At 46.2% G+C, this 12,643-nt stretch carries 14 protein-coding genes and 1 riboswitch; of the genes, 2 read left to right on the plus strand and 12 right to left on the minus strand.

Going from position 1 to position 12,643, the window contains the following annotated elements:
- Positions 1 to 21: 21 nt before the first annotated feature.
- The 8 genes from OXB_RS16805 to OXB_RS16840 form a co-directional block, all read right to left on the minus strand.
- Positions 22 to 1,191 (minus strand): MFS transporter, encoded by a 1,170-nt coding sequence (locus OXB_RS16805; protein ID WP_041075726.1) that lies wholly within the window; start codon positions 1,189 to 1,191, stop codon positions 22 to 24.
- A gap of 7 nt (positions 1,192 to 1,198) precedes the next feature.
- Complete coding sequence (locus OXB_RS16810; RefSeq protein WP_041075729.1) at positions 1,199 to 1,603, minus strand: MarR family winged helix-turn-helix transcriptional regulator; 405 nt, start codon at positions 1,601 to 1,603, stop codon at positions 1,199 to 1,201.
- A gap of 394 nt (positions 1,604 to 1,997) precedes the next feature.
- A complete protein-coding gene (locus tag OXB_RS16815; protein ID WP_041075730.1) occupies positions 1,998 to 3,215 on the minus strand; it encodes an MFS transporter in 1,218 nt (405 codons plus the stop codon).
- Positions 3,216 to 3,319: 104 nt separating this feature from the next.
- Positions 3,320 to 3,934: a YitT family protein gene (locus OXB_RS16820; RefSeq protein ID WP_041075731.1), complete on the minus strand. Its 615-nt coding sequence runs from the start codon at positions 3,932 to 3,934 to the stop codon at positions 3,320 to 3,322.
- Between the two features lie 73 nt (positions 3,935 to 4,007).
- A complete protein-coding gene (locus OXB_RS16825; protein WP_041075733.1) occupies positions 4,008 to 4,646 on the minus strand; it encodes a FusB/FusC family EF-G-binding protein in 639 nt (212 codons plus the stop codon).
- Positions 4,646 to 5,455 (minus strand): alpha/beta fold hydrolase, encoded by an 810-nt coding sequence (locus OXB_RS16830; protein WP_331711225.1) that lies wholly within the window; start codon positions 5,453 to 5,455, stop codon positions 4,646 to 4,648. Before OXB_RS16830 ends, OXB_RS16825 begins: the two co-directional genes overlap by 1 nt.
- A gap of 47 nt (positions 5,456 to 5,502) precedes the next feature.
- Positions 5,503 to 5,814, minus strand: coding sequence for a DUF4870 domain-containing protein (locus OXB_RS16835; protein ID WP_041077046.1), 312 nt, complete (start codon positions 5,812 to 5,814; stop codon positions 5,503 to 5,505).
- A 58-nt stretch (positions 5,815 to 5,872) separates the two neighbouring features.
- Complete coding sequence (locus OXB_RS16840; protein WP_052484124.1) at positions 5,873 to 6,106, minus strand: hypothetical protein; 234 nt, start codon at positions 6,104 to 6,106, stop codon at positions 5,873 to 5,875.
- A gap of 189 nt (positions 6,107 to 6,295) precedes the next feature.
- On the opposite strand from OXB_RS16840, the gene OXB_RS16845 reads away from it, so the two are divergent.
- Together OXB_RS16845 and pepF are read left to right on the plus strand one after the other, a co-directional pair.
- Positions 6,296 to 6,739 (plus strand): hypothetical protein, encoded by a 444-nt coding sequence (locus tag OXB_RS16845; protein ID WP_041075737.1) that lies wholly within the window; start codon positions 6,296 to 6,298, stop codon positions 6,737 to 6,739.
- 104 nt (positions 6,740 to 6,843) lie between these two features.
- Positions 6,844 to 8,649, plus strand: coding sequence for an oligoendopeptidase F (pepF, locus tag OXB_RS16850; RefSeq protein ID WP_041075739.1), 1,806 nt, complete (start codon positions 6,844 to 6,846; stop codon positions 8,647 to 8,649).
- Positions 8,650 to 8,695: 46 nt separating this feature from the next.
- On the opposite strand, the gene OXB_RS16855 is transcribed toward pepF, so the two are convergent.
- The 4 genes from OXB_RS16855 to OXB_RS16870 form a co-directional block, all read right to left on the minus strand.
- Positions 8,696 to 9,508, minus strand: a complete 813-nt coding sequence (locus tag OXB_RS16855) for a MetQ/NlpA family ABC transporter substrate-binding protein (RefSeq protein ID WP_084212521.1) — start codon at positions 9,506 to 9,508, stop codon at positions 8,696 to 8,698.
- Between the two features lie 206 nt (positions 9,509 to 9,714).
- Positions 9,715 to 10,557, minus strand: a complete 843-nt coding sequence (locus tag OXB_RS16860) for a MetQ/NlpA family ABC transporter substrate-binding protein (protein ID WP_041075741.1) — start codon at positions 10,555 to 10,557, stop codon at positions 9,715 to 9,717.
- Positions 10,558 to 10,573: 16 nt separating this feature from the next.
- Complete coding sequence (locus OXB_RS16865) at positions 10,574 to 11,212, minus strand: methionine ABC transporter permease (protein ID WP_084212575.1); 639 nt, start codon at positions 11,210 to 11,212, stop codon at positions 10,574 to 10,576.
- A 26-nt stretch (positions 11,213 to 11,238) separates the two neighbouring features.
- Positions 11,239 to 12,246: a methionine ABC transporter ATP-binding protein gene (locus tag OXB_RS16870; RefSeq protein WP_041075744.1), complete on the minus strand. Its 1,008-nt coding sequence runs from the start codon at positions 12,244 to 12,246 to the stop codon at positions 11,239 to 11,241.
- Positions 12,247 to 12,417: 171 nt separating this feature from the next.
- Positions 12,418 to 12,526: riboswitch (SAM riboswitch) on the minus strand.
- Positions 12,527 to 12,643: the final 117 nt, after the last annotated feature.

The raw sequence follows: 12,643 nt of genomic DNA on the forward strand, positions 1-12,643 counted from the left end.
ATAGGAACCTAGCCAAAAAATTTATCGGACAGCCTTCTTTTTCTTTCCGAGTGCCAAATAGCCAAGCAGTGCCATTATTACGATTCCGGCAGATAAAACATAGACGGTCTGGTACCCCGTATAGACGGCGATCAAACCGAGCACATAGGAACCTACCGCAATCCCCGAATCAAATAAGGTATAGAAAGTGGCCGTGGCATAACCGCTTCGTGAAGCATCTGTGGATTGGACCGCTAGAGTCTGCATGCTCGGCAAAATAGATCCATACCCAAAGCCGATGAATGCGCCCGCTAACAAAAAGACAAAGACCGAATGCACATCCGCAAGCAGGAAGAAGCCGATAATGAAGAAGATGAGACCTGGGATGATGACATAAGCCGGTCCTTTTTCATCAAAAAGCCTTCCTGTATAAGGTCTGCTGATTAACATCACAGCCGCATACACGACAAAAAAGATGCTTGCATAATCAAGCAATCCTTGTTGCTGCGCGAAAATCGAGAGGTAGGACAGAACACTTGCATAGGAAAAAGCGATGACACAGCCAAAAATGGCAACAGGCAAAGCTTTTTTCTCAAACAAATCATTAAAAGTGATTGTAAATTTACCAGATGGCCGGTGCTGGACCGGTTCAGGAGGTAATGTAAGGGAAGCCAAGGCGCCAATCGCCATGAGCACACTGAGGAGAATGAAGAATATGTCAAAGGAAAAAGACTGAATAATGGTCAACGCGATGAACGGACCGATGACAACTGCCAGATTCAAGGACATGGAAAAATACCCAAGCCCGGCGCCCCGCCGACTCTCCGGCACATAATCCGCCGCTAATGAGATGGTCGCCGTCGACACGATACTAAACCAAACACCTTGCACAAAACGGATGACCAGCAATCCCTCAAACGGAGAGATGAAATAATAAAGGAATGTACACACTACGTAAAAAATGAGGCCGATCCCCAACATCTTCCGTTTCCCGACGATATCCAGGATTTTTCCGGTGAACGGGCGGACAAGGATTGCCGAGATCATGAAAATGGTCATCAATAAACCGGCCTCTTCATCTGTACGGCTCAGTTGTTCCTTTGCATACAACGGCAATACGGTAACCAATCCATAAAATACGATAAATATGGATAAGTTAGTGGCAAATAAACTAATAAAAGGTTTGGTCCATATCGGTTCTTTATTACTCAAACGAGCTTCAACTTCCTTTCGTCATTTTTCTAAGCAATTGCGCTAACACTGTCTGTTCTTCTATGGACATACCTTTTAAAACACTTTGTTCAAATTCAATGACGGATTCTTTGACAGCTGGAATCTTAGATTCAGCCATTTCGGATAATCGCACAATCTTCTCGCGTTTATCTTTTCCGGGATGCGTCGTCAGCCACCCGAGTTCTTCCAGTCGATTCACGGTCCGGGTGATGGTCGGTGCTTCCACATTTAAGTATTTCCAAATTTGCGTCAAACTCATCTCTCCATGTTGGTCAACACAGAATAAGACGGTCCATTGTGCCGCAAATAAGTCATGGGCTTTTAACGCTTGGTTCAATTCCCTGCTGATCAGGCGAGTATTTTGAAACAGTTCGTGAATAAGTGGATTCATGATTTTATCTCCTTTTATTTACCTAGGTAACTACTTCAGTATACTCCTGTCTTCGTAGTTTGTAAAGGGATTCCTTCTTGCTGAGCTTGGTGTGGGGGTGAAAGATGTCCGGGGCGAAATGATGCGCTCACGGCTGGTATTTATAAGCGGACAATGCAAACTTATAAGCGGGCGACATGGACTTATGAAACGGACTTGCAAGCTTTATAAGCGAACGGCAGGACTTATGAGCGGACAACGTGAACTTATAAGCGAATGGCTGGAATTTATGAGCGCATGGCACGAACTTTGCGCACGCAAGACAAACTTAAGGGCGGCACCACTGTCCCCACACATTTCATAACAAAAAACCTGCCTCCTTAGCCAAAGCCAAGAAGACAGGTTTTCCACATGTTTACCCGTTTGCTGCTGTAATTTTGCCGTCCCGTGGTAAGGCGAGACCGACGAGTCCGAGAATCGGTAGAAAGGAGATAATGATCATCGTCATATAGATGCCGATTTCATCCATTAAAATTCCGATGACGACTGCGCCGATTGCCCCCATGCCGAACGCTAATCCAACGGTCAAACCGGCCATCATTCCGATTTTACTCGGTACGAGTTCTTGTGCATAGACAACCGTGACCGAGAAGCTGAGCATGATAAAGAATCCAATGGCAATGAGCAGTATGATGACTGCCCATAACGGAGCATAGGGCAATAATAGGGTCAGTGGAATCGGAGCGGCAATGGACAGGACAATGACGTTCTTGCGTCCGATCCGATCCGCCATCGGGCCGCCGAAAAAGGTTCCGACCGCGCCAAGTGCCAAAAACAGGAAGATAATCAGTTGTCCCTTGTCGATGGCGAGCCCGTATTCTCTCATCAAATGGAATATGTAAAAGTTCGTGATATTCGTTACATAAAAGGAACGAACAAAAATGACCATCAACAGCAAGGTCAATGCAATGCCGACTTGCTTTTTCGTCAAGTTAGCCATGGACGATAAAAGGACCTTCTTGCGATTATTCAACTTCTCCTGTTCCAATTGCTGCTTATACCAGGCCGAAATTTTCGACAGAATGAAAATGGCGACTGCCGCCACTACCATGAACAAGGCCGCCCCTTTTTGCCCGAGCGGCACAAGGATGAAGGCACTGATCAAAGGCGCCAATGCCTGTCCGGAATTTCCACCAACCTGATAAATCGATTGGGAAAGTCCGCGCTTCGATCCCGCCGCCATGAAGGAAACCCGGGAGCCTTCTGGATGAAAGACAGCGGATCCGAATCCGAGGAAGATAACCGACAATAGAATCATCCAATATTCGGGGGCGAAAGCCAGCGCCCCGATTCCAACCAAGGAGAATGTCATCCCGATCGGCAACGCGTACGGACGCGGTTTCCGGTCACTGTAATAGCCGACGACCGGCTGTAAAACAGAAGCCACCATATTCAGCGCAAAGGAAATGAACCCGAGCTGTTTGAACGTCAAGCCTCTTGCTTCCTCCAAAACCGGGAACATTGCGGGAATGACAGATTGGAGCGAATCATTGAGCAGATGGACACCGCCGATCGCAAACATGATCGGATAGACGGGGTTTCCGAGCTTATTGCTTTCTGTAGTTGTTGTCATTTGATACCCCACATTCTTTCTTAATTCTAGAAAACACAGTAGATTCAGTATACCGCATTTTTTGGAATTGCAGGGTATTTTCAGCTTTTTCCTCGCATGGCTTGTTAATGATTCCGATAATGGAGCCTTTCCCGTCGAAAGGAAGGCGCCGCTACTAATAAACTCGCTGTCACACCGACCGATAGCACTGTTGTCACTGACAGCAGGATGGAGGCGGATTGGAGGACAAGGCTTCCGACAGTGACGACCAAGATATCAAAACAGAAAATCATCACGCCCGAATTGATCTTCAACTTTCTGGCAATCATCTGGGCAAGCAGATCCGTCCCGCCGATGCTAATATCCGAACGAAGCATGAAACCAACACCGATTCCGATCAAAACCCCCCCACCCGCAGCGCTTAATAAAGGAGATACGGCATGAGCTGCGCCCCATTCACGAAGCGGATAGAACATATCGATGATAACCGACGACAGCAACATCCCATGAATGCCATTGTAAAAAAAGGGACGGTAGTACATCCAAGCCAGGAAAAAAATCGGTAGACTGATGAGCAAAAAAGTCAGGCCGACTTTAATGTCATAGAGGTAATGGAAAATAAGGCTGATGCCCAGTGCACCGCCTTCCAGCAAATTGAATGGCAACAGAAAGTAATTGATGCCGACCGCCACCAAGACACTGCCCAATATAATCCGGATCGCTTTCTGTAAGAAAAACACGGAACCCCACCTAGCATTTCGACTTTCTAGATATATATGTAAGTCCGCGCGTTTTCTTTCCTAAAGAATGTAATCACTTCTGCAGCAATTGGATGAAATCATGAAGCTTCGTCAAATCGGTCAAGTTCTCGTTGCAAGCCATACTATCAACGCAAATATAATTCCCTCTTTTTGTGTACGTGTCTTGCCCCGACCTTCTTGTCCCCGCCGTGAACATGCCGACTTCCTCATGTCCATTGCAGATAGCACAAATCCCTTTTTTAGTGGAACGTTGAAAAGTCCCTTGGATTCCAATCAGTTTCTCATCTTGGGGGACGACGATATATTTTTTATTCGAACCGGTATCGTTCCAGCCGAGGTAGGAAATTTCCTGGAGGTCCAACTTGTCCAAAACTGGGATCGTCAATTTTTTCACTTTCGAAAACAATTTACGGATTTCCTTCTCCTCCACGGACGGAAAAGGGAGTACATACCGTTTCAGTTGAATCAAATATTGGTCCGCCTCTAACGGTTCCCGGATTTCTGAAATCGGCTCCAGCACTTGCCTCTGTTCATCCGTCAATTCGCCGAACAGCCCGATAACCTTTTCCACCGTCAAAGATTCCAAAGCACGAATCACCCCTGCGTCCTTCGCCGAGGCATGTCCATACACTAAATTTTTAATTTGAAACTTGATAAAATTAAACTGAGCACTTTGAATAAAAGGTTCCATTATGTTTCACTCCTTGCCTGTTGAATTCCCCGTAAGAACATCTCCATCGCTAGATTGACCGCCTCCGGGTTATCCAGATTGGTTGCATGATGCGCATTTGGAATGACTTCCAAGATGGAGAAGGGAATGGTGCGATGCATGTATTCCTGCTGCCGCTGAACCATTGTATCATGGTCGCCGTATAGAATGAGAGTCGGGCATTCGACTTTTGCCAACTCCTCTTTACTTTCCATTCTCGTAATGGCGTCCCAGAGCCGAATCCAATTGGTTTTCGGAATGTTGCTTACGGCTTGCTCAATGTAGCGTTTATTATCTGGATTAAACCGGGATAACATACTTGCCTGCATGCTGGCCATCCAGTCCATCGAAATGAATAAATTGGAAAACCGATTGAAGGGAACCAATAATTTCTCATACCAATTAAAAACATTCGTAAAAGGCGTGCCGATTAATGCTAACGAAATGACCCGATCCGGGTATCGGATGGCGGTTTGAAGAGAAATATGGCCCCCCATCGACAACCCGCATAAATGCGCTTTTTTTATTTGTAAATGGTCGAGTAACCCAATGAGATCGCGGGCGAACTCTTCCGAATCCACTTCCCCATCCGGCAAGGTGGAATGGCCGTGCCCCCGGACATCCCACGCGACCGTCCGGTAATTCTTTTGGAAGTGCTCCATTTGCGGCCGCCATTGTGCATGATCCCAGGAAGCACCATGCGTGAAAACGAGCGCTTCCCCTTCCCCCGCCACCTCATAATACAACTCGACTCCATTGGTCAGGCAGGTTCCCATTTCAACCACCTCCACTCCAAAAGCCCCCTCCTTCACTTCGGATGGGGGCCGATTCCTCTCGATCACGCTCTGAAAAAGTTTCTGACGAACGGGTAGTTATAGGTTTCCCCCTGCAATGCCTTCACGATTCCGATAATCGGAACGATAATGGTCATCAAACCGAATACGATGAGCATCGGAATACCGATCAACACAACGATGAGTAAGATCGATAGGAAAATCAAGGCTCCCATGACCAATTGGAATAATAATGCCTGGACGGATAATCGCTTAATCTCCTCATCTTCGATGACGAGAAAGACGATGAACGGGACCAAAAATGGTGCAAAGAAAGCGCTCGCATGAACCAGAACTTTCAAACCTGTTGTTTCGATTGCAGACACCCCCTCTATCTTATAGTAGTCATGCGTACAAAAAAGTTTCATTGATTACTTAGATTTTTACTATATCGCTGTTCTTCTGAGTATAATCCAGTTTCATCTGTTCCAATTCAATCTTCATTTTCTCAGTCTCGATGATGAAGTTTTGCTGTTTGAGCTGCTCCAATTCGATTTCCTCCCGAACCAGATCCGCTCTCATTTTCAATGTTTTTCGTTTATAATCCGTAATGATTGCTGTAATTGGGACGGTCATGACGACGGCCACAATGCCTAGCACAAATAACATCGCTGTCCCTCCCTTCCCGGATATTGTTCTTTACCCCAATCCTGCAATAGTTACTATATATACGGGTAACCAAAAAGAAAGTTTCATGTCCGATTAGAATTGGCTTCATCCGCGGCAACCTGTTCCGATGTACAAATCTTACGATTACTCCGTGCGTATACTAGAAAAACGCATGCTGGAGGGATGACAATGAAGACAAGAGCAATTCTGCTCCTAGCGCTTATGTTCGGCGGCGCCTATATGATGATCCAATCCTATCAAGATGAGACAGAGAGGGAACTTACACAGGTCCTCTCCCAATGGCGTAATCCATTCCACTCCTTGACTATTTCCAAACCAGCCTTATCCGGTGTCCCCTCGGACTCATGGATTGTAGATGACCCCGACGAAATCGAGGCCTTGCTTCATTTCTTGGAAGGCTATCATTTTCGGAAATTAAAACCCGAGGAGATTGACGTCACCGATGAAATCGACCAATTTAGCATCCGTCTCCAAGACGAGGAGAACAACTCCATTACAATTATCATCAGTGAAAATTTGATCATCCAAAATTCATCCTTATATTATGAAGTAGTCGATGGGCCGATTGACACTGACTGGCTTGTCCAATTCATTCTTGACAATCATTTATAAGAAGTGCTGACCAGTGGAAAATCCCTTCCCTCTTTTATTAGTGATTTTCCCAGTTGAAATGCTATCCTATAATCAGACTATGGGAAAAAGGGGAGATTTTCTTCATGAAGACTTTGCCAGCGCGTTCAGAAGTGAATGAGAAGGACACATGGAATTTAGCGGATTTATTCAAAACAGAAGAAGATTATGAACAGGCGATTGCCGATTTGGAACAGGAAGTCGGCCGATTCGCGGAGCAATTCGAGGGGCGAATCGATAATCCAACTATTATCAACGAAGCCTTGGGCAAGTATCGTGGCATCATGGAAAAATTCATACCCGCAGCCACCTATGCCAGCTTGGCTTCCAGTGTGGATCAGACCGACGATACTGCTCAGCTGCGAGAAAGCAGATTCGGGACATTTGCAGCTAAGTTGAGCGAGACCCTATCCTTTGTCTCCAGCGAATTATCCGCTTTGCCGGCTGAAACATTAACAGAAGCCGCCGCCCAATCCGAAGGCCATGCAAGATATCTGAAACAGATCATCCGGAAAAAACCCCATCAACTGCATCCAGAGGCGGAAAAGACATTGGCCGCCTTTTCGGCCACTTTCAACGCGCCATACGGATTGTACAATGTGACAAAACTGGTCGATATGACATTCGGTGATTTCGTAGCAGGTGGTGAATCGTATCCTCTGAGCTACGTCACTTTTGAAGGCGGTTGGGAATCAGAGCCCGATACGGCAAAACGACGGGCCGCCTTTGATGCGTTTTCAGCCAAATTAAAAGAATATCAACATACGACTGCCAAAACATATGATATGCATGTCCAAATGGAAAAAACGACTTCCGACTTGCGTGGCTATGAGAACATCTTCGATTACTTACTGATGGATCAGGAAGTGGACCGCTCGATGTACAATCGGCAAATCGATCTGATCATGGAGGAACTGGCGCCCCATATGCGGAAATACGCTAAACTGCTGCAAAAGGTCCATCGCTTGGATACGATGACATTCGCGGATTTGAAAATCCCGCTCGATCCGACGTATGAACCGAAAATAACGTTTGAAGAGTCGAAAAGGTATATGGATGACGCCCTCTCCATCATGGGAAAAGACTATGCGGCCATGGTGGATAAAGCTTATGAAGAGCGTTGGATCGATCATGCACAAAATCTTGGAAAATCGACAGGCGCTTTTTGTTCCAGCCCGTATGGGAATCATTCCTATATCTTAATTTCCTGGACAGGAAGTATGGAAGATGTCTTCGTCCTTGCCCATGAATTGGGACATGCGGGGCATTTCCATTATACAAACAGCGAACAGAACATTTTCAATGCGGACCCGTCACTCTATTTCATCGAAGCGCCCTCCACTTTGAATGAAATGCTGATGGCCAGCCATCTGCTGAAAAACTCCGATGATCCGAAATTCAAGAGATGGGTCATCTCGTCGATCGTATCCCGGACGTACTACCATAACTTTGTCACCCATTTGCTGGAGGCGGCTTATCAACGGAAAGTTTATGAGCGGGTTGATGGAGGGGGCAATGTCAACGCAACGATTTTGAATGGTCTCAAACACGAGGTGCTGGAAGAATTCTGGGGCGATGCTGTCGTCATCAACGAAGGGGCCGAACTGACCTGGATGAGACAGCCGCATTATTATATGGGACTCTATCCGTACACGTACAGCGCCGGCCTGACAATTTCGACGCAAGTGTCCGAACGCATCTTACAAGAAGGACAGCCAGCTGTGGACGATTGGCTGAACGTCTTGAAAGCAGGAGGGACAAAGACACCAGCAGAGCTTTCCCAAATGGCAGGAGTCGATATTACAACGGAGGAGCCATTGAAAAAGACAATTGCTTATATCGGCAGTCTGATTGATGAATTGATTCAGCTGACTGAGCAGATCGAAGCATAATTGAATGAAAAATCAGGGATGGAATTGGATTCCGTCCCTGATTTTTTCACTCTTCCTTTTTCTCGACATAGTAAATTTCTTCCGGTTTCATCACATCAGCGAATTCCTTGGAATTGATAACCTCAACCAAATCTTTGGCGAACGGCTTGTCTTCATTTTCCGTTGAGACGACAAAGATGGTCTGAAATGAATCCGGAACCTCTTCCAGCGCTAGCGCATCCGACGGATCCAGGTCGATTGTCAACGCAGTGGCGATCGGGATAATCGATAGTTCAGCACTTTGCAGAGCAGCGGGCAATTGTTTTTCCAAAATCGGTTGGATCCGTAGGTTTTTCGGATTTTCCACGATATCTGCCTCTGTCGCCGCTGCTACGTCAACTGCAGGATTCAAAGTGATCAAACCGGCCTCCTGGAGCATATTCAAAGCTACCGGAAGATTCACCGGATCGTTCGGGACTGTAAGGATTGCCCCCTCTTCTATGTCCTCCAATGTATCGTACACTTCGGAAAACAGGCCGATCGGCTCGGTTGGGACCGCAATCAATTCTGAAAGCGGGAGGTCCTGTTCTTGCTTAAGTTGTTCCAGATAGGCTTGATGTTGGAACAGATTCAAGTCGATTTCGCCTTCCAGCAAATCTACATTCAACTCATCGATATCTTGGTATTCAAAAAAACTGACTTGATAGCCCTTTTTTTCGAGTTCCGGAATAACCGCCCTTTTCAACAGGAAATTAAACGTCCCGCCAGTCGTGCCGATGAGCAAAGTCTTATCATCTCCGGCTGCGTTTTTACCGCTGCATGCGCCCAACAGCGCCACTAGCATAATCGTAATCAGTGATAATACGGTTTTTTTCATCATCTAGTCGCTCTCCCATTCTATTCCACTCTTTCATGAAACTATGAATAACAATGGATGCACGTTATGCACAGTCCTCTAACATCCATGAGTCAGTATACTATATTTTCTCAAATTCCGATATGATTGGCCAAACAAAAACCATCCACCTCGATCGTAGAGGGGATGGTTTACTTGTTGTTATGCAAGATACGGGCTTTTAGATCAAATTATTCCTGCATCCAAGCCGGTTTCCCGAATCCTTGGAAATCGGAGTCGATCACTTCTTCGAATTTATCCGATTCGATCACTTCGATGATGTCTTTGGCAAATTGCTTATCTTGGTTTTCTGTTTTCACCGCGACCACGTTACGGAACTGGTCTGGCATTTCTTCCAATGCAAGCGCATCTAACAAGTTCATGTTAGCAGCTATCGCGAAGTTTCCTGGAACAGCTGCAAGATCGGCACTATCTACAGAACGTGGCAATTGTCCTGCCTCGAGCGGTTGGATGACCAAGTTTTTCGGGTTTTCGACGACATCTTTTTCAGATGCTTTCAATGGTTCGACGTCCGGGTTCATTTTGACAAGGCCATTCGCTTCGAGCACGATTAATGTTCTCGCCGCATTGACAGGGTCGTTAGGAATCGTAATGGAAGCCCCATCCTCGATTTCATCCAAAGATTTGTATTTGTTTGAGTAAATGCCGAGTGGAGCAGTCGGGACGACAATCAAATCCGTCAAATCCATATTGTTTTCTTGAGCGAAGTTTTCCAGGTAGACGATATGCTGGAATAAGTTCGCATCGATATCGCCGCTGTTCAACGCATTGTTCGGTTGGATATAGTCACTGAATTCCGTCACTTCCACTTTATAGCCTTTTTCTTCAAGCCCTGGAATGATCGCTTTTTTCAACATATCACTATACGGACCTGCCGTAGCACCGAATTTCAATGTCTTGCTTTCTTCTGTCGCTGCTGAATCATCTGCATTTTCCGCTTTCTCTTTCCCGCCACAAGCAGCAAGAGCTGCTGCCAGCACAACGGCAAATAGAGTCAATAATACCTTTTTCATCTTCTTCTCTCCCTAATTATCGTTTATCTATAGCTTTTGAAACCCGATCTCCCGTAAATTGAATCAACTGCACTAAAATGATGAGTATCGCGACTGTGACGATCATGATGGAATCGTCGTATCGGTAATATCCGAACCGGATCGCCAAGTCCCCGATTCCTCCGCCGCCGACAAATCCCGCCATGGCGGAATAGGCGACAAGACTGATGACTGTCAATGTTATACCTTGGACAATGCTCGACTTCGCTTCAGGCAAGAGGACATTCCGGATGATCATCCAAGGGGAAGCCCCCATTGCGATGGCCGCCTCGATGACCCCTTTGTCGATTTCCCGCATGGACGTCTCAACGATCCGTGCAAAAAACGGTATGGCTGCTGCGGAAAGCGAAACACTGGCCGCGGCTGGACCGATTATGCTGCCGACAATCAATTGAGTCAACGGAATCAAGGCGACGAGCAAAATGATGAACGGAATGGAGCGCACCATATTGACAACGAAGCCGAAAGAGGAATTGATCAGTCTGTTTTCGAGAAATAATCCCTTATCCGTAATAAACAGCAATACGCCCAATGGAAGCCCGATGATGACCGCAACCGCCAGCGAAATGCCGATCATATAAAGAGTTTCGCCGAAGGCCTTCGTAATATCAGGCATCAGCTCGATGATATGTGGTACGTCAATCACTTCTCCATCACCTCCACGTTCGCCTTTTGACCGACCATAAAGTCGATCGCTTTCTGGATTTCCTGCGGGTCACCCTGCAATTCCATCAGGAAGGTACCAAGCGGCATTTCCTGGATATACTCGATGGAGCCGTGCAAGAAATTCCCTTTGACGTTGAAATGTTGCATCGTATCAGAAATGATGCTCTTGACGGCGACGTCCCCTTTGAATGTCACCTTGACCAATGTCCCGGTACATGTCTCCAAAATCGCTTGCGGCACGTCGAATGAAACAACACTGCTGATGAACTCTTTCGTCAACGGCTGTTTCGGATCGGAGAAAATGTCATACACTTGTCCTTCCTCGATCACTTTCCCGTCCTGCATGATCGCCATCCTATCGCAAATTTCCTTCACGACGTTCATTTCATGAGTGATCAAAACAATCGTGATGCCTAATTCCCGATTTATCTTTTTCAGCAATCGCAAAATCGACGTCGTCGTGTTCGGGTCCAACGCGGATGTCGCTTCGTCGCATAGCAGCACGGAAGGATTATTGGCAAGCGCTCGGGCAATGCCGACCCGCTGTTTCTGTCCACCGCTCAGCTGAGAGGGGTAGACATCCCTCTTATCGGCCAGCCCGACCATCTCGAGCAACTCGGCAACCCGTTCCTCCACTAGATCTCCTGGAGTTTTGGCCGCTTGCAGTGCAAAGGCAATATTTTCATAGACCGTCTTTTGGCTGATGAGATAGAAATGCTGGAAGATCATCCCGATTTTCAACCGGGCTTGCCGCAATTTCTTCCCTTTCAGCTTCACCAAATTTACATCATTCACTAAAATGGTCCCTTTAGTCGGTTTTTCCAACAGATTCATACAGCGGAGCAAGGAGCTCTTTCCCGCTCCTGAATAACCGACGATGCCGAATATCTCGCCTGTATTGATATCAAGGGAGACATCATCCACGCCTTTTACAATGCCAGCCTTCGTCCTATATTCTTTTGTCAGATTTTTGATGCGGATCATGCGATCTCCTCTTTCTGAAAATCAATTACACCTTGACATAATTGCATCCAGATTTTGAAACAAGGCCTAAAATCTGTGACATCCGCTGGAGGCTTTATTTTCATTCGACACTTTTTGAATAAAAATAAAAAACTTCTTCCATTTTCAACGAAAGAAGCACTGAACTATATCAGCTTATCTCTCAGAATGGAATTACACTCTGTAGGACTTGGCACCTTCCTTGATTACAAGGGGTTGCTGGACGTCATCGGGCCTTTCCCTCGGTCGCTCTGGATAAGAGTTATTATTTATTTAGAAACCCAAGGCTTATCATAAGCCCATTTTAAAAAAGAGTCAAGTTATTTTGACATTATTCTATGTAATTGCAGACGGTCTCGTAATGTATGTATACTATTCA

Source organism: Bacillus sp. OxB-1 (genome assembly GCF_000829195.1).
Classification (GTDB): domain Bacteria; phylum Bacillota; class Bacilli; order Bacillales_A; family Planococcaceae; genus Sporosarcina.

Excerpts from the sequence above, each read along its gene's own strand:
- OXB_RS16855 (WP_084212521.1), bottom strand. The coding sequence starts at position 9,508 with ATGATGAAAAAAACCGTATTATCACTGATTACGATTATGCTAGTGGCG.
- OXB_RS16870 (WP_041075744.1), bottom strand. The coding sequence starts at position 12,246 with ATGATCCGCATCAAAAATCTGACAAAAGAATATAGGACGAAGGCTGGC.
- OXB_RS16825 (WP_041075733.1), bottom strand. The coding sequence starts at position 4,646 with ATGGAACCTTTTATTCAAAGTGCTCAGTTTAATTTTATCAAGTTTCAA.
- pepF (WP_041075739.1), top strand. The coding sequence starts at position 6,844 with ATGAAGACTTTGCCAGCGCGTTCAGAAGTGAATGAGAAGGACACATGG.
- OXB_RS16810 (WP_041075729.1), bottom strand. The coding sequence starts at position 1,603 with ATGAATCCACTTATTCACGAACTGTTTCAAAATACTCGCCTGATCAGC.
- OXB_RS16860 (WP_041075741.1), bottom strand. The coding sequence starts at position 10,557 with ATGAAAAAGGTATTATTGACTCTATTTGCCGTTGTGCTGGCAGCAGCT.
- OXB_RS16840 (WP_052484124.1), bottom strand. The coding sequence starts at position 6,106 with ATGTTATTTGTGCTAGGCATTGTGGCCGTCGTCATGACCGTCCCAATT.
- OXB_RS16865 (WP_084212575.1), bottom strand. The coding sequence starts at position 11,212 with ATGCCTGATATTACGAAGGCCTTCGGCGAAACTCTTTATATGATCGGC.
- OXB_RS16815 (WP_041075730.1), bottom strand. The coding sequence starts at position 3,215 with ATGACAACAACTACAGAAAGCAATAAGCTCGGAAACCCCGTCTATCCG.
- OXB_RS16845 (WP_041075737.1), top strand. The coding sequence starts at position 6,296 with ATGAAGACAAGAGCAATTCTGCTCCTAGCGCTTATGTTCGGCGGCGCC.